This window comes from Pseudidiomarina halophila (assembly GCF_003987215.1).
Classification (GTDB): Bacteria; Pseudomonadota; Gammaproteobacteria; order Enterobacterales; family Alteromonadaceae; genus Pseudidiomarina; species Pseudidiomarina halophila.
Map to the genome: position 1 here is coordinate 464201 of NZ_PIPW01000001.1, position 16268 is coordinate 480468.

The following is a 16268-nucleotide window of genomic DNA, read 5'->3' on the forward strand; positions in this document are numbered from 1 at the left end:
CGGTGCTGTAGCAAAACCGCCATTTTTACCGGGTAAATTGACCGCAACAACAGGAACGAAGGAGCCTGTTATGGTTCGCTGGTTAGCTACTTTGAGTCGCTATGACCAACAATGGTTTTGTTGGTGTTCGCAACGGTCGCAAAGCTTTCAGCAACAACGCTGGATACGCGTGTTGTCACGCACAGGTGACGGTCACTGTTACGCACTCATTGCACTGCTTTTAGGCTCCACCAGCGCGGCTCCCGGCAACGCATTCGTACTGACCTTAGCTGCCGGCTTTAGCATCGAAATTCCATTGTTCATCTTAATCAAGCGCTGGCTCAAACGCCCCCGTCCTTATCAAACCTTATCAATCACTGCGGTGATACGCGCGCACGACCAGTTTAGTTTTCCGTCGGGCCACACCACCGCGGCATTCTTATTCGCCGGTATCGCCAGTAGCTTTTATCCGGCGTGGACCCCGCTGTGGATGAGCTGGGCTACCGGCGTCGGACTTTCCCGTATCTTGCTTGGTGTGCATTACCCCGGCGATATTCTCGCCGGAGCAGTACTTGGCAGCGGTTTAGCATTCATAGCGTTGCAACTGATAAGTTAACAGGAGTTTATCTATGCGCATATTAGTCGGAGTTCAAGGCACTGGGAACGGTCATCTAAGTCGTTGTACGGCTTTAGCTGAAGCGTTGCAACAGCATCCCTCGGTGCAGGTTGATTATTTAATATCCGGCCGCGCCCGTGAACACTTTTTTGATATGGAGGCATTCCCTGGCTGGCAATGGCGCAAAGGCCTATCCTTTGCAGTCGAGCACGGTCAGATCAATGTGCGTAAAACCCTGGCCCAGAACGACTGGAAACAGTTCTGGGACGATGTTAAAGCACTGGATTTAACTGCCTATGATTTAGTGGTAACGGATTATGAACCGGTGGTTGCCTGGGCGGCGCGGCGTCAGGGTAAACGTTGTATCGGTATCGGCCGGCAATATGCCTTTTATAAACCGACGCAGACCCTGAAATTGCCCTGGTTCTATCAACAGCTGATCCGCTGGTTCGCGCCAGTACAGGATGTCGTCGGCATGCATTGGGTGGCTGACGGCAATCATATTTTGCCGCCTATCGTGCATCATCGCGCGGTTGCCGAGCAAATTGAAACGGATCGTTACCTGGTTTATCTGCCCTTTGAGTCGCTGCTTAATGTCCATCGTTTGCTGGTGCAGTTTCCCCAGTACAAATTCAGTGTCTTCCATCCTGATGCCAAGCGTCAGCGCATCGCCGGTATCGATTATTACCCACCGTCCAGACAGCGCTTTGCTGAGCATTTTGTTAAGGCGGAAGGGGTCATTAGCAATGCCGGCTTTGAAACCAGCTGTGAGGCTCTGGCGTACGGTAAAAAGCTATTAGTACGACCACTGGCAGGGCAATTTGAACAACTGGCAAATGCCCGCTGTCTGGCCGAGCTGGGATTGGCGTCGCAACTGAGTGAGATTACCCCTTCGAGTCTTGCCGATTGGTTTGCGACCGCTCAGCGGAATCAATGCTTCTGGCCTGATGTCGGCGCGGAAATTGCGGCCTGGTTGGCGGCTGGGGCGGAGACGCCGGTGGCAGAACTAAGTCGTCGCTTATGGCGACAGGCGGATCAAAGTGATTATCGGGATTTATTACGGAGTGATTTACGAAGTGATTTGCGTTTGCAACGAAGCTAGCTGGCTCCCCAGGTTGGATTCGAACCAACGACACATGGATTAACAGTCCACCGCTCTAACCAACTGAGCTACTGGGGAATTGCAAGGGTATGGGTCGTGTTAGAGATGATGAGAGTTGGCTCCCCAGGTTGGATTCGAACCAACGACACATGGATTAACAGTCCACCGCTCTAACCAACTGAGCTACTGGGGAACTCATCGAACTCACCTAACAACGGGAGCGAATGTTAAAGGTGCCTGCGCGGCCTGTCAATAGTAAAAATGCGCGTTTGCGCGTTTTCTGTTCAGGGCTGCAAAAAATAGTTTTTGTCAAGTCACGGAAACTTGCGCGACTATAACATAAAGCATAATGCGCAATCGTTGTCGGTTATCCACAGCGAGGGCAAAGGCACGTCACTCATGGGCTTGCAGATCTTATCCACTAAATCTGTGGATAACCTTGTGAACAGATATGTGAGAAGCCTTAAATTACGCTGGTTTGCGGGCGATTAAGAGATTGATTAAAAAGTGAGTTTAAAAATATAAACAACGATGAATCAATAGCTTACACTAAACCATTGATATCGTCTCAATTTCTTTTTTTAATTATTTTTGCTTGTACAGCGATTCACCAGTAGTTGTGTATTTCTTCATTCATTTGATGAATTTTTGGCACAAAAAATGCCCCGAAACCGTGAAGATCGGGGCATTTTATAAATTATGTTGTGGCGAGAATAACTTACTTAATTGTTAGCAAAAGCTGTAATGCGTGCTACGGCTTCTTTGAGCGTGTCCAGATCCGTCGCGAAGGACAGGCGACAATGTCCGGGCGCACCAAATGCTGAACCTGGTACCAGTGCCACTTTGTTTTCTTTCAGAAGTGCTTCACACCACTCGATATCAGAGATTAAACCTTTCTCTGCCATCATTGCTTCGATATTAGCGAAAACATAGAAGGTGCCATCGCCCTCAATGCAGCGCATGCCCGGAATAGCGTTCAGTGCTGCAACTAAATAGTCGTGGCGTTTTTTGAACTCGCTGACCATATTGGTGATGCAGCTCTGGTCGCCGTTGAGTGCTGCGAGCGCTGCGTACTGGCTGATACTGGCCGGGTTTGACGTGCTTTGTGACTGCATCTTCTTCATCGCAGCGATGAGAGGTTTAGGTCCCGCAGCATAGCCAATGCGCCAACCGGTCATCGCATAAGCTTTGGAAACTCCCGACAGCAGGACAATGCGGTGACGTAAATCAGGCGCGGCCATGGCGATGTTGGCGAACGGGAAGTCTGCCCACAGAATATGTTCATACATATCGTCGCTGGCAATCAGTACCTGAGGGTGACTGCGCAATACATCAGCCAGCGCCGCCAGTTCTTCTTTCGTATAGGCCGTGCCCGTAGGGTTCGACGGACTATTAAGGAACAACAAGCGGGTTTTCGGGGTAATGGCTGCGGCCAGTTGTTCAGGGGTAATTTTATAGCGCTGCTCGATGCCTGCATTGATGAACTTAGGTTCAGCACCGACAAGTTTGGCCATATCCGGGTAGGAAACCCAATAAGGTGCCGGAATCAAAACTTCGTCGCCCGGATTCAGCCACACGCTCAGTAAGTTAAAAATGCTGTGCTTACCACCGGCTGAAATTAAGATCTCAGGCAGCTCGTAGGTCAGTTCATTGTCGCGTTTAAACTTGTTGATAACGGCTTGTTTGAGTTCGACGATACCGTCAACTGCCGTGTATTTTGTATGACCTGCATCAATCGCAGCCTTGGCTGCTGTTTTTATAAACTCAGGGGTATCAAAGTCCGGCTCACCAACGCCCAGACCAATGACATCATGGCCTGCTGATTTTAACTCGGCGGCTTTTTGCGACACGGCCAGCGTTGGAGAAGGTTGTATTGCATTGATGCGATCGGATAATGGGTAGTTCACGGCACTTTCCTGTGGGTCTAAATGAAGGTGTTTACTATATGATCCCAAGCTGTTTTTGTCCATGATCGCAACTCGTATCAGGGCATTCTTTTGTGCGCTACATGGCGTCAATGGGGTAAATCCGTTACACTAGCTGACTTCGCATACGTCTGACAATAATCGTGAAATCTAACTTACAATCACTGGTGTAAATGGAACTCTGAATGGCCTCAGCAGTATCGGCAAAATCACTAACCAATGACCCAATTCCAGCTACGCTCTGGCAAATGACCTGGCCAGTGATCATTGGTGTCCTGACTCTGATCAGCTTTAATGTTGTTGATACCTTCTTTGTCGGGATGTTGGGTACGGATCCGCTTGCTGCTGTGAGCTTTACCTTCCCGGTAACTTTTAGTGTGGTAAGTCTGGCCATAGGTCTGGGGATTGGTACCTCCGCCGTGCTGGCGCGTAAGCGTGGAGCGGGCAATGTTGATCATGCGCGCTTTGATGGGGTTATTGCCTTAACGGTTTCGGCATTACTGGTTGCGGCATTGTCACTGCTCGGCTTCTTATTCATGGATCCGATTTTTGCCGCGTTGCAGGCGCAGGAACGACTGTTACCACTGATCCACGACTACATGATCTTATGGTTCGCCGGCGCGACCTTTTTAGTGATTCCTATGGTCGGTAACGCGGTGCTGCGCTCGTCCGGCGATACCCGCACACCCTCTATCATCATGGCTTCCGGCGGTCTGTTAAACGCCATTTTCGATCCCATTCTGATTTTTGGCCTGGGTCCTATTCCGGCAATGGGTGTGCAGGGTGCAGCACTTGCCAGTGTGCTGAGCTGGTCCATTGGTACGATACTGGTGCTGTGGTACCTGTACTACAAAGGGTTAATTAGCTTTAAAGTGCCTGAGCATGCGCACCCGGTGAAGTCAGCCCGGCAAATTCTTAATATTGGTTTACCTGCAGCTGGTGCCAATATGCTTACGCCCTTAGCCATGGCGGTAATGACCGCGATTATTGCATCTTACGGCGCCCCTGCAGTGGCAGCTTTTGGCGTTGGCACGCGGCTGGAATCTTTAGCGAGTGTCATCATTCTGGCACTGTCGATGAGTCTGCCGCCACTTATCAGTCAAAACCTTGGTGCAATGCAACATGACCGGGTGCGCGAGGCCTATCTGACAGCGATCCGCAGTGTGGTAGTGGTGCAGTTGGTGATTTATCTTATTTTAGTGATTGGCGCCCCTTATATTGCTCAGGTCTTTACCGACGATGCTGAAGTGGCGCGTATTATCCGCTTATTTATTTATATTATGCCGCTGGGTTATGGCATGCAGGGCATTATCATTTTGACCAACTCGAGCTTTAATGCGATGCACGAGCCGATGTCGGCGTTAGCACTAAGTATTGTGCGGCTATTTGTGATGTTTGTGCCCCTTAGCTATCTCGGCTCATTAATTGCTGATATTCCGGGCTTATTTGTCGGGGGCGTGGTTGCGAATGTACTCACCGCTGGCATTGCCTGGCAATGGTTTCAGCGCGGTCTGCGAAAACAACGAAACGAGGAGGTTGCTTAATGGCACGTTCGTTCGAATTAGTCTCTGAGTATAAACCGGCCGGGGACCAACCCCAGGCCATCGAAAGCTTAGTGGACAATCTTGAAGCAGGCCTGGCGCATCAAACCTTGCTGGGGGTCACCGGCTCGGGTAAGACCTTTACTATGGCCAATGTGATTCAAAACGTGCAACGGCCAACTTTGATTCTGGCACACAATAAGACGCTGGCGGCACAGCTGTATGGCGAGATGAAAGAATTCTTCCCCAATAATGCGGTGGAGTACTTCGTTTCCTATTACGACTATTATCAGCCAGAAGCTTATGTGCCAACCACCGATACCTTTATTGAAAAAGACGCATCGATAAACGATCACATCGAGCAAATGCGACTGTCAGCGACCAAAGCGCTGATGGAGCGTCGCGACGTTATTCTGGTCGCCTCAGTGTCCTGTATTTACGGTTTGGGTGATCCTGAATCCTATATGAAAATGATGCTTCACCTGCGCCGCGGTGACATCATTGATCAGCGCGATGTACTGCGCCGTCTGGCGCAGTTGCAATACAAACGCAACGACGCAGCATTTGAGCGTGGTACCTACCGGGTACGCGGTGAAGTTATCGATATTTTTCCTGCTGAATCTGAAGAAATGGCGGTACGGCTTGAGTTATTTGACGATGAAATTGATCGCATCAGCTTTTTCGAGCCGCTGACCGGGCAGGTGACGCAGGCCGATGTCGCGCGCGCAACGATTTATCCGAAAACGCACTATGTGACACCACGCGAAACCATTTTAAAAGCTATTGAGCAGATCAAAGAAGAGCTGAAAGATCGCAAGCAGGAGCTGCTTGCGGCAAACAAGCTGGTAGAAGAGCAGCGGGTTTCTCAGCGCACCCAGTACGATATTGAAATGATGCTGGAGCTCGGCTATTGCTCGGGCATTGAAAACTATTCCCGTTACCTGTCTGGCCGTGCGCCGGGCGAGCCACCACCGACCTTGCTGGATTATCTGCCGGACGATGCCTTGTTGATTATCGACGAATCGCACGTGACGGTGTCGCAAGTGGGCGCCATGTACAAAGGGGATCGCTCGCGCAAAGAGAATCTGGTTAATTATGGCTTCCGTCTGCCTTCAGCACTGGATAACCGGCCACTGAAGTTTGCTGAATTTGAGTCCATTGCGCCGCAAACGATTTATGTCTCGGCGACACCGGGTAAGTATGAAATCGAAAAATCCGCGGGCGAAGTGATTGAGCAGGTGGTGCGACCCACGGGGCTGATTGACCCGATAATTGAAGTGCGTCCGGTGGCGACTCAGGTGGATGATCTGATGTCTGAAGTGCGGCTCCGGGTTGAACGGAAAGAACGCGTGCTGGCGACCACTCTGACCAAGAAAATGGCAGAGGATCTCAGCGACTACCTTGATGAACACGGTATTAAAGTACGTTACCTCCACTCAGATATCGACACGGTGGAGCGGATGGAAATTATTCGCGACTTGCGACTGGGTGAATTTGACGTACTGGTTGGTATCAACCTGCTGCGTGAGGGTCTGGATATGCCGGAAGTCAGCCTGGTTGCAATTCTGGATGCCGATAAAGAGGGCTTTTTACGCTCTGACCGCGCTTTGATTCAGACCATTGGTCGCGCGGCGCGTAATGTTAACGGTAAAGCGATTTTATACGGTGATAAAATTACCGGCTCGATGCAGCGTGCCATTGACGAAACCGATCGCCGCCGTGAGAAGCAGGTGGCGTACAACGTAGAACATGGTATTACGCCGAAAGGGCTGACCAAAGGTGTGACCGATGTCATGGATTTAGGCGGCGCGAGAAAACGTCGTAAGAGCCATGACGAGCGTCGTGCGGTAGCCGAAGCGGAAGCCAAATACGACGTGAACTTGAATGATCCGGTGGCGTTGATGAAGGTGTTAGAGCGCACCGAAAAAGAAATGTACCAGGCGGCGAAAGACCTCGAGTTTGAAAAAGCAGCACAACTGCGTGATGACGTCGGTAGCTTACGCGAACGACTGAAACTTCTGGGGTAGGTGTATGCAACTGCAACTGGGTGATGAACGTTATATTACGGCCGATGGTCAGCTGCGCACACCATTGGCGCTGATGTTTGTCCTGGCGCTATTTTTGCGCGGCTATCTGGCCTGGATCATCTCGCTCACCTTTAGTGAAGATCGCTCGCGTTTGTTGCAGTTCTTCTACTCCAACACGGAACAGTTTGTGCTGACCTTGAGTGTCGGTTTGCCGGCGCTTGCCGTAGTGGTGATGCTGACGCAGATAAAAGCGGATATGCCAGCCTGGGTGCCAAGGTTTGCACGTATCGCGCCAGTATTACTATGGCTCAGCTGGCTTGCTGATGGGGTTTTATTATTTAGCTTAGTGGCGGCAAATTGGCCGCATTTCGCATTTGTTAAAGCGCTGATTATTTTTGCCTGGCTGATTGCGTTCTGGTTACTGCTGTATTCGCGCCATCTGAAACGCTTTTTCGAGTTATTAGCAAGTGAAAAAGCAAGCGACGAGGGGTAGTTTAGCGAAGTGAATTACATTGCGGAGATGGCAGGTTTTGCCCAGTGAGGTACATTGCGGAACCGGCTAGCTTCCCCGTAGTAGAACTACGGGCTACTAAACGCTTGGGAAGTGGTGGATGGTACTGGGCTCGAACCAGTGACCCCCGCCTTGTAAGGGCGGTGCTCTCCCAGCTGAGCTAACCATCCATCTGGGTAGTGCTTGCAACGTTTTGCAGAGGAGTAGAGTGGTGGATGGTACTGGGCTCGAACCAGTGACCCTCGCCTTGTAAGGGCGATGCTCTCCCAACTGAGCTAACCATCCGTTTTCTCTGCGTTGCGGGGCGGTATTATAGGGAGCTACGCTGCCCTGTCAATAAAAAATATCACCCTTATGTACTGACTGCTGCCTTTTTATTCAATTCGCCGACGATTCATTGACGAATAACACAGGATTCACCAAAACCAGTGATGCGAGTCCGCGCGGTTGTTGGTAAACTACGCTGCAAAATAACCCGAATGATGCGGAGAATGCAACTATTATGACGGTAGTCACTCGATTTGCCCCCAGTCCAACTGGATACCTACATGTCGGCGGCGCGCGCACGGCACTTTATTCCTGGCTGGTTGCCAAAGCAGCCGGTGGGAAGTTCGTATTACGTATTGAAGATACTGACCGCGAACGTTCTACTCAGCCCGCAATCGATGCCATTCTGGAAGGTATGGAATGGTTAGGATTAACCTGGGACGACGGTCCGTACTACCAAACCAAACGTTTCGATCGTTACACCCACTTTATCGACAAGCTGCTGGCGGAAGATAAAGCTTACAAATGCTATTGCTCGACTGAACGCCTGGAAAAAATGCGGGAAGAACAAATGGAGCGGGGCGAAAAGCCGCGTTACGACGGTCATTGCCGCGACAACCCAAATGTCAGTGGCGATCGCTTTGTAGTGCGTTTTCGCAATCCGCAAACGGGTTCGGTTAAGTTTAACGACCATATTCGTGGACCAATCGAATTCGCCAACACCGAACTTGATGATTTGATCATCTCACGTAGCGACGGCACACCGACCTATAACTTCTGCGTGGTCATCGACGACTGGGAAATGGACATCACCCACGTGGTGCGTGGCGAAGACCATATTAATAATACGCCGCGGCAGATCAATATTCTGCAAGCCCTTGGTGCGCCAGTGCCTGAGTACGCGCATGTTTCGATGATTCTTGGCGATGATGGCAAGAAGCTGTCAAAACGTCACGGTGCGGTTAGCGTGATGCAATACCGCGATGATGGCTACCTGCCCGAAGCAGTACTGAACTATCTGGTGCGTTTGGGCTGGTCACATGGCGATCAGGAAATCTTCAGCCTGGACGAGATGATTAAGTACTTCCGCTTAGATGACGTCAATAAAGCTGCGTCAGCCTTTAACACGGAAAAATTAAACTGGCTTAACCAACACTATATGAAAGCCTTGCCGGTTGGCGAAGTGGCCGAGCATTTGCAGTGGCACTTCAGTGACCAGGCCATTGACGTCAGCAAAGGTCCAGCGTTGGAAAAAATCATCCCGTTATTGGCTGATCGGGTGAAAACCTTAAAAGAAATGGCAACCTCAGCGCGCTATTTCTACGAAGAATTTGAAGCCTTTGATGAAGCTGCAGCGAAAAAGCACTTACGTCCTGTGGCGCGCGAAGCTCTTGAGGCAGTCAAAGATCGTCTGGCCAGTTTGGATGACTGGAATGCTGCAACCATTCAAGCGGCGATCCAGACCACGGCTGATGATCTCGGGGTCGGTATGGGTAAAGTAGGGATGCCATTACGCGTTGCTGCGACCGGTTCTGGTAATTCACCGTCGCTGGATGTCACGCTTGAGCTCCTGGATCAGAAGCAGGTGATTGGACGCATCGCGCGAGCGATTTCGTTCATTAATGAGCGTGAACAAGCACAACAATAGGACGCCCGAGCGATGCCAAAAATTCGACAGTTACTCGCCAAGAACAGAGAGTGGGCGCAGCGTCAGCTCGAGCTTGATCCTGAGTTTTTTGCCAATTTGGTAAACCAGCAGACGCCGGAATTTCTCTGGATTGGCTGTTCCGACAGCCGTGTTCCTGCCAATCAGGTGGTGGACATGGCACCGGGAGAATTGTTTGTTCATCGCAATGTGGCGAACCAGGTGATTCAGACGGATTTCAACTGTTTGTCAGTGGTGCAGTACGCGGTAGATGCATTAAAGGTAAAGCACATACTGGTGGTTGGTCATTACGGCTGTGGTGGCGTTCGTGCTGCTACAGAGAGCTGCTCGCATGGTTTAGTCGATCACTGGTTGTATCCCATTAAAGATATTTACCGTGAGCATCATGATGAACTTGAAGGGCTTGATGATGACGCCCGGGTCGACCGTTTATGCGAATTAAACGTTATCGAGCAAGTCCGCAACCTGGCAAAAACAACTATTGTGCAAAGTGCCTGGGATCGCGGCCAGGAGCTGGCGATTCACGGTTGGGTTTACAGCCTGAAAGATGGCTTAGTTCGTAATATGGATGTCACCGTGCGGGATCGCGAATCGCTGGACCGGATTTATCATTTCGACGCTTAACCACAGTGCTGTGCGATAAATTTTATCGCACAATTTTAAGGCGGTTCGGCGAGGTTTTGCGCGAACTGCCTAAAAATGGAGCAAACGCTTCATTTTGCCAAAAAAAAGGTTGACGGTGAGGCCGCAATTACCATAGAATTCGCCCCGCTGTCAGGGTACTGAAGTACTGGGGCTATAGCTCAGCTGGGAGAGCGCTTGCATGGCATGCAAGAGGTCAGCGGTTCGATCCCGCTTAGCTCCACCAATTCACTTCAGCACTCGTGTTGCAAAGTAAGATATGCGTCCCCTTCGTCTAGAGGCCTAGGACACCGCCCTTTCACGGCGGTAACAGGGGTTCGAATCCCCTAGGGGACGCCAACTTACTCAACGCAACCAGCCGATTGCAAGTCCGGGGTCCCCTTCGTCTAGAGGCCTAGGACACCGCCCTTTCACGGCGGTAACAGGGGTTCGAATCCCCTAGGGGACGCCACATATTCAAAACGTTACGCACCATGGCTTGTGCACTACGCAAAAGCCAGCAAGTCCAGGGTCCCCTTCGTCTAGAGGCCTAGGACACCGCCCTTTCACGGCGGTAACAGGGGTTCGAATCCCCTAGGGGACGCCACTTCTTCAAGATAAAAATCCAACCGTTACTCGTTACTCGTACATTCGCTACGCTCACTATTCGTTGTTCGTAATTTCACTTCCGAACAGCAAAGCGTACGAATAACGAACAACGGAGCGTACGATTAACGCTCTAGCAAGTTCAAAAGATGCGGCTCCATAATGTCAGCGATATCATCTTGCGCGTCTTCATTGGGGTGTATGCCATCGTTCTGCATCAATTCCGGGTTTAATGCAATCTGCTCCATAAAGAAGGGTACCAGCAGGGTATCGGTCGATGTCGTCAGGTCTGGGAAAATATCCGCAAACATGTCGCTGTAGCGCCGGCCGTAGTTCGGCGGAATTCTTATCTGACTCACCGCAACTTTAATATTCTCCGCTTGTAACCGGTTTATGATTTGTAACAAATTAGCTTTGATCGTAGTTGGCGTGAAGCCACGTAAACCATCATTACCACCGAGCTCAACGAATACCGCATCGGGTTGATGGGTTTTGATAATACCTTCGAGACGGTTTAAGGCGCCCTGAGTGGTGTCACCGCTGATACTGGCGTTAATGAGTTCGATCGAGGGATGCGTTTGTTGCCAGCGTTGCTGCAACACGCCAACCCATGACTGTTGTTGTGACATGCCGTAACCGGCACTTAAGCTATCGCCTAAAACGACCAGTGAGACATTTCCGTAAACTGGACGTACAAGTACTAATAATGCGACGATAAATCCAAATTTTATTAGGAAATTTTTCATAAATGCTTATTCAAACCACTCAATTAAGAAAAGATGTCGAGACTAGTGAAGGTATTCTACACATTTTACAACCTACGAGCTTACAAATTGAAGCCGGCGAAACCGTCGCTATTGTAGGCGCATCGGGTTCCGGTAAGTCGACTCTGTTAAGTCTGCTTGCCGGTTTAGACCTCGCTAGTGCCGGAGATGTTTCAATAGATAACGTAAATTTGGGCGATTTGGATGAGGAGCAGCGGGCAAAAGTTCGCGCCGACAAGGTTGGCTTCATTTTTCAATCGTTTTTACTTATTCCAAGTTTGACGGCTTTGGAGAACGTTATGTTGCCGGCTGAACTGGCGGGTAATAAAAATGCAGAAAAGCAAGCACGCGAGCTGCTTGGCAAGGTGGGGCTGGGTGATCGTCTGACCCATTATCCGAATCAGCTCTCAGGGGGCGAACAACAGCGGGTAGCGATTGCGCGCGCGTTTGTCGGCACTCCGAAGATTTTGTTTGCTGATGAGCCAACCGGGAATCTGGATGCGGCAACGGGCCACAAAGTCGAAGATCTGTTGTTTGAAATGAATCAGGAGTCGGGAACCACTTTAATCATGGTGACGCACGACAGCGAACTGGCAGAGCGCTGTCAACGGGTGTTGCGGATGGAGGCCGGTAAACTGGCCGAGGTGGAACGCGATGTGGCATAAAATTTCCTGGCGACTATTAAAGCACGAGTTGCGCCGGGGTGAACTGACGATTATGGCTGCAGCCATAGTGTTGTCGGTGACTGCGGTGCTTTCTCTTGCGTTATTTACCGAACGCTTACAGGCCGGTTTAACCGAGCGCAGCGCCGAATTCCTGGCAGCGGATCGGGTGCTGAGCTCACGGCGGGATATTCCCCAGGACTGGCTCGATCGCGCCAAGGAGGAAGGGCTTCGGACCGCCGATCGGGTGGTGTTTAACTCGATGGCGTTTGCCAATGAAGAACTGGCTTTGGTTGATGTGAAAGCCGTCAGCGAGGGTTATCCGTTGCGCGGCGAGCTGCGCACTGCCCAGCAACCCTATGCCGCTGATGAACTGGCGCAAGGCTTGCCGGATGCAGGTGAAGCCTGGGTTGCCGCGGCACTGTTTCAGGAACTGAACTTAAGCGTCGGCGATAATCTTGAGATAGGTGACAGTACCTTTGCGGTGACCCGGGTTTTAACCTATGAACCTGACGTTGGTTTTTCGGTATTTACCGACAGCCCCAACGTGTTAATTAATTACAGCGAACTGGAAGGTACCGGGCTTATCCAACCCGGCAGTCGAGTGCGGTTTAATCTGCTCTTTGCCGGTGAAAATGACGCCCTGAATCGCTACGAAGAGTGGTTGAAGCCACAGCTCAATGACGACACCCACAATTGGCGCAGCATTGAAGATGGTGATTCGCCACTGGCACGCAGTTTACGCCGGGCCGAGCGCTTTATGTTGCTGGCCAGCTTGTTAGGCGTGGTGCTGGCCGCAACTGCGGTGGCAGTCGCTGCGCAACGTTATTGTCAGCGTAATTACGATGTGGTGGCCATCTTTAAAACCCTCGGGGCACAACGGGCGCAAATCCAAAAGGTGTTTATCCTGCATCTGCTGTTGTTGACGGGGTTCAGTATTGTCACTGGTTTGGTGCTGGGGTGGCTGATCCAGGGGCAGGTGGTCGATCTGGTGGCACGCTACTTTGACGTCAATCTGCCAGCCGGAAGTGGCCGCGGTTATTTACTTGCGGCGGGCACAGGTTTGGTCAGTGCAGTGATGTTTACCTTGTACCCGTTGTTGCGGTTGATCGAAATTCCGCCATTACGGGTGTTAAACCGCGAACTCACCGGTACCGATCGCTGGCGCTGGCTACACTGGGTCGCCTCGGGTGGTACCATTTATTTATTGTTATGGCTGTACAGTCAGCAGTGGCTGTTATCGACAGCACTCTTCGCAGGTGGTGCTTTGGCGGCGGTAGTGTTGCTGCTGGTGAGCCGCTTCTTTATTCGCGCCAGTCGTCAGGCGGGCATGCAAGCTGGCAGCGCCTGGCGCCTGGCAATGGCAGGGCTGCAACGGCGGGCGCAGGCGAACAGTGTGCAAATGCTAAGCTTCTCGACCGCAATCATGTTGTTACTGATGGTGCTGGCATTACGCCACGAATTGCTGGCGGATTGGCAAAAGCAACTGCCGGATGATGCGCCGAACTATTTCTTAGTGAATGTCGCTGAAGATAGTGTTGAGCAGTTAAAACAGCGTTTTGATGAGCGCGATGTCCAGGTCAACGACATGTACCCTATTGTGCCGGGTCGCATGACCGCCGTAAATGATGTGGCCGTGGTCGACGAGGTGAGTAAGGAGGAACGCGAGAGTGAAGAAGCGCCATCCTCGGAGCAGCGCGAGGGGTTTGGGCGTGAATTATCCTTAACCTGGCGCGACACCTTACCACCGAATAATACTGTCGTAGCAGGCCAATGGTGGGGTGATGATCCAAAGCCACAAGTGTCAATTGAAAGTGAAGTTGCTGAACGCATGCGTCTTGGTATTGGCGATGAGTTGACCTTTAATATTGGTGGCGAGGTCTTTAGTGTCCCGGTTACCAGTATTCGTGAAGTGAACTGGGGCTCGTTGCAACCGAATTTCTATATGATATTCAACACAGCAACACTGTCCGATTTCCCGGCCAGCTACATTTCCAGCTTCAATCTGCCGGAAGAACGGAAAAGCGAACTCTATGAACTGTTCAAGCCGTTTCCGCAGGTTTCCCTGATCGATCTTGATGCCATTATGGATCAGCTGCGCGAGGTGATTGACCAGGTCAGTATTGCCATTCTGTTTGTCCTGATCTTAGTTATTGTAGCCGGCATTCTGGTGTTATTGGCCCAGGTACAGGCGTCAATGGAGGAGCGGCAAAAGGAACTGGTGATCCTAAGAACCTTAGGTGCTCCGGCAAAATTATTAAGTCGTAGTGTGACCTATGAGTTTATCGTGCTGGGAGCCATCAGTGGTTTTATTGCCACAATTGCGATGGAACTGTCCTTGTATATATTGCAGACGCAGGTGTTTGAACTGGCCGCGACATTCCATTGGCGCTTCTGGCTCATTGGTCCGCTGGCAGGTGCTGTAATTGTCGGTACTATGGGACGTTTAGCCTGTAATCGGCTGGTCCGCCGTAACACTGCTCAGCTTATTCGACGCTTGGCATAGCCCGGTCGGTCGGCAATTCGGCAGTAAATTGCGGTAACAGGAGTTCCGCCCACAGTTTCTCAAAACGTGGGCGGAATAACGCAAAATGGCCAATGCTGGTTAAATCAAAGTCGGCGGGTTCAATGCGTAGCCGGCGTTGCGGCGCACTGCGATAGAAGTCATGCATGGCATCGATGTTGCGATAGGTCAGTAGCTCGTCATCACTGAAGCCTATGCTGATGATGGGTGTTTTGACTGCGGCATAGGTCTGGTACAGATGTTCTGCGCCGACCAGGTAATCCGGATGTAAACACCAGCGGCGCCATTGTGCCATGGCTGATTTCGGAACATTACCAACAATCCCCAGACGGGCGCCCGGGAAATAGCCAACTAAAGGAAGTAACCAGGGCACGATGGCCCACCACAGCAGCAAGGACTTGTATTTGAGGCTGGGCTTAGTATCGCGCCAGTACCCGGTCCCGGTGGCGACGGTGATCATGCGCTCGACCTGATCGGTGTGCTTGAGCATGCCAAACAGCTGGCCGCCGATACTGTGCGCGAACCAAACTACTGGTAATTCAGGAAAGTCAGTCAGACATTTATCTAATACTGCTTGGGCATCAAGGGTTGCCCAGTCGGTTATCGAACTATCAAAATGGCGTAAGGAGTCTTCCTGAGCCAGACCAATGCCGTAATAGTCAAAACCGATGACGTGATAGCCTTGCTGTGACAGCCAACTGCAAAAATCAGCATAATAGCTGTGCGGTACCGCCATCGCTGGTGCCATAATGACGACTTTGCTGGCGTTGTCAGCGGGATAATGATGTAAATAAATGGTCCGCCCCGGAGCACTGTCCAGGGGGATCCGCTTATTCAATTTCTTCGGCATCTTTTTCCCGATCGGTGTGGTGCTTAAACATGTAGGCACCGGTGAATATGGTGAACACTAATGTCGCTCCCAGAGTACCGAACACTTTAAAGTTGACCCAGGCATCAAGGGTCCAGTATTCGGCGATATAAAGGTTTACCGCCGCCAGTGCCAGCGTGAAGATGACCCAGGCATAGGTCAGCCGGCGCCAGGCAAAATCGGGTAGGTTGATTTCTTCACCGAGAAATTGCTGCAGCGGGCTGCGTTTTTTCCACCACAGACCGATAAGTAGCAACAATGCAATGGCGACATAAATGACCGTGACTTTGAGTTTGATGAACCACTCGTCATGCAGTAACAGAGTTACGGCGCCGAAAATCAAAACGACACACAAGATAATCCAGTGGCGTGGAGTGATGACCTCACGCATAAATTTGAGTGAGATGATTTGTAAAACCGTACCGAGCATCAGTACGCCGGTCGCCAAAAAGATATCGCCTATTAGGTAAAAGACGAAAAACAGTGCGATAGGTAAATATTCGAGCACAAACAGCATGGTCATTTCCAAAAATACACAATAATACGAGTTTGCCAGAAAAGTTTGTTGCCGACTACCAACAATGACTAA

At 50.9% G+C, this 16268-nt stretch carries 13 protein-coding genes and 8 tRNA genes; 13 read left to right on the top strand and 8 right to left on the bottom strand.

The window, feature by feature from the left end; genetic code table 11:
• The first annotated feature begins 70 nt into the window (after nucleotides 1–70).
• Both CWI69_RS02185 and CWI69_RS02190 read left to right on the top strand, forming a co-directional pair.
• Nucleotides 71–595 carry a phosphatase PAP2 family protein gene (locus CWI69_RS02185; protein WP_126761480.1) on the top strand — a complete coding sequence of 175 codons (525 nt, stop codon included), beginning with the start codon at nucleotides 71–73 and terminating at the stop codon, nucleotides 593–595.
• A 13-nt stretch (nucleotides 596–608) separates the two neighbouring features.
• Nucleotides 609–1697: an MJ1255/VC2487 family glycosyltransferase gene (locus tag CWI69_RS02190; protein ID WP_126761482.1), complete on the top strand. Its 1089-nt coding sequence runs from the start codon at nucleotides 609–611 to the stop codon at nucleotides 1695–1697.
• A 1-nt stretch (nucleotide 1698) separates the two neighbouring features.
• Here CWI69_RS02190 and CWI69_RS02195 read toward each other — a convergent pair.
• The 3 genes from CWI69_RS02195 to CWI69_RS02205 form a co-directional block, all read right to left on the bottom strand.
• A tRNA-Asn gene (locus tag CWI69_RS02195) sits at nucleotides 1699–1775 on the bottom strand.
• A 38-nt stretch (nucleotides 1776–1813) separates the two neighbouring features.
• Nucleotides 1814–1890 (bottom strand) — tRNA-Asn (locus CWI69_RS02200).
• A 529-nt stretch (nucleotides 1891–2419) separates the two neighbouring features.
• Nucleotides 2420–3604 (bottom strand): pyridoxal phosphate-dependent aminotransferase, encoded by a 1185-nt coding sequence (locus tag CWI69_RS02205; protein ID WP_126761484.1) that lies wholly within the window; start codon nucleotides 3602–3604, stop codon nucleotides 2420–2422.
• A 203-nt stretch (nucleotides 3605–3807) separates the two neighbouring features.
• Between CWI69_RS02205 and CWI69_RS02210 the strand changes: the two genes are divergently transcribed.
• Genes CWI69_RS02210 through CWI69_RS02220 form a run of 3 tightly spaced genes read left to right on the top strand, consistent with a single transcriptional unit; the run spans nucleotide 3808 to nucleotide 7683 of the window.
• Nucleotides 3808–5166: an MATE family efflux transporter gene (locus CWI69_RS02210; protein WP_126761486.1), complete on the top strand. Its 1359-nt coding sequence runs from the start codon at nucleotides 3808–3810 to the stop codon at nucleotides 5164–5166.
• Nucleotides 5166–7190, top strand: coding sequence for an excinuclease ABC subunit UvrB (uvrB, locus tag CWI69_RS02215; protein WP_126761488.1), 2025 nt, complete (start codon nucleotides 5166–5168; stop codon nucleotides 7188–7190). The genes CWI69_RS02210 and uvrB overlap by 1 nt, the downstream gene beginning before the upstream one ends.
• A gap of 4 nt (nucleotides 7191–7194) precedes the next feature.
• A complete protein-coding gene (locus CWI69_RS02220; RefSeq protein ID WP_126761490.1) occupies nucleotides 7195–7683 on the top strand; it encodes a DUF2919 family protein in 489 nt (162 codons plus the stop codon).
• A 112-nt stretch (nucleotides 7684–7795) separates the two neighbouring features.
• Here the strand turns inward: CWI69_RS02220 and CWI69_RS02225 are convergent.
• Nucleotides 7796–7871, bottom strand: a tRNA-Val gene (locus tag CWI69_RS02225).
• Nucleotides 7872–7910: 39 nt separating this feature from the next.
• Nucleotides 7911–7986 (bottom strand) — tRNA-Val (locus tag CWI69_RS02230).
• Nucleotides 7987–8203: 217 nt separating this feature from the next.
• Between CWI69_RS02230 and gltX the strand changes: the two genes are divergently transcribed.
• The 6 genes from gltX (at nucleotide 8204) to CWI69_RS02260 (ending at nucleotide 10862) form a co-directional block, all read left to right on the top strand.
• Nucleotides 8204–9616, top strand: a complete 1413-nt coding sequence (gene gltX, locus CWI69_RS02235) for a glutamate--tRNA ligase (protein ID WP_126761492.1) — start codon at nucleotides 8204–8206, stop codon at nucleotides 9614–9616.
• Between the two features lie 12 nt (nucleotides 9617–9628).
• On the top strand, nucleotides 9629–10258 hold the full coding sequence (can, locus tag CWI69_RS02240; protein WP_126761494.1) for a carbonate dehydratase: 630 nt from the start codon (nucleotides 9629–9631) through the stop codon (nucleotides 10256–10258).
• A gap of 168 nt (nucleotides 10259–10426) precedes the next feature.
• Nucleotides 10427–10502 (top strand) — tRNA-Ala (locus tag CWI69_RS02245).
• Nucleotides 10503–10539: 37 nt separating this feature from the next.
• Nucleotides 10540–10615: transfer RNA gene (locus CWI69_RS02250), tRNA-Glu, on the top strand.
• Between the two features lie 36 nt (nucleotides 10616–10651).
• Nucleotides 10652–10727: transfer RNA gene (locus CWI69_RS02255), tRNA-Glu, on the top strand.
• A 59-nt stretch (nucleotides 10728–10786) separates the two neighbouring features.
• Nucleotides 10787–10862, top strand: a tRNA-Glu gene (locus CWI69_RS02260).
• Between the two features lie 124 nt (nucleotides 10863–10986).
• Here CWI69_RS02260 and CWI69_RS02265 read toward each other — a convergent pair.
• Nucleotides 10987–11607: an arylesterase gene (locus CWI69_RS02265; RefSeq protein WP_126761496.1), complete on the bottom strand. Its 621-nt coding sequence runs from the start codon at nucleotides 11605–11607 to the stop codon at nucleotides 10987–10989.
• A gap of 2 nt (nucleotides 11608–11609) precedes the next feature.
• Here CWI69_RS02265 and CWI69_RS02270 point away from each other — a divergent pair, with 2 nt between their 5' ends.
• On the top strand, nucleotides 11610–12290 hold the full coding sequence (locus CWI69_RS02270) for an ABC transporter ATP-binding protein (RefSeq protein WP_126761498.1): 681 nt from the start codon (nucleotides 11610–11612) through the stop codon (nucleotides 12288–12290).
• Entirely contained in the window at nucleotides 12280–14793 is a 2514-nt protein-coding gene (locus tag CWI69_RS02275) for an ABC transporter permease (RefSeq protein WP_126761500.1), read from the top strand. The genes CWI69_RS02270 and CWI69_RS02275 overlap by 11 nt, the downstream gene beginning before the upstream one ends.
• Here CWI69_RS02275 and CWI69_RS02280 read toward each other — a convergent pair.
• The gene (locus CWI69_RS02280) at nucleotides 14774–15661 is read right to left on the bottom strand and encodes an alpha/beta hydrolase family protein (RefSeq protein WP_126761502.1); all 888 of its coding nucleotides are present in this window, start codon (nucleotides 15659–15661) and stop codon (nucleotides 14774–14776) included. The two genes, CWI69_RS02275 and CWI69_RS02280, sit on opposite strands and share 20 nt — an antisense overlap.
• The gene (locus tag CWI69_RS02285; RefSeq protein ID WP_126761504.1) at nucleotides 15642–16196 is read right to left on the bottom strand and encodes an inner membrane-spanning protein YciB; all 555 of its coding nucleotides are present in this window, start codon (nucleotides 16194–16196) and stop codon (nucleotides 15642–15644) included. The genes CWI69_RS02280 and CWI69_RS02285 overlap by 20 nt, the downstream gene beginning before the upstream one ends.
• Nucleotides 16197–16268: the final 72 nt, after the last annotated feature.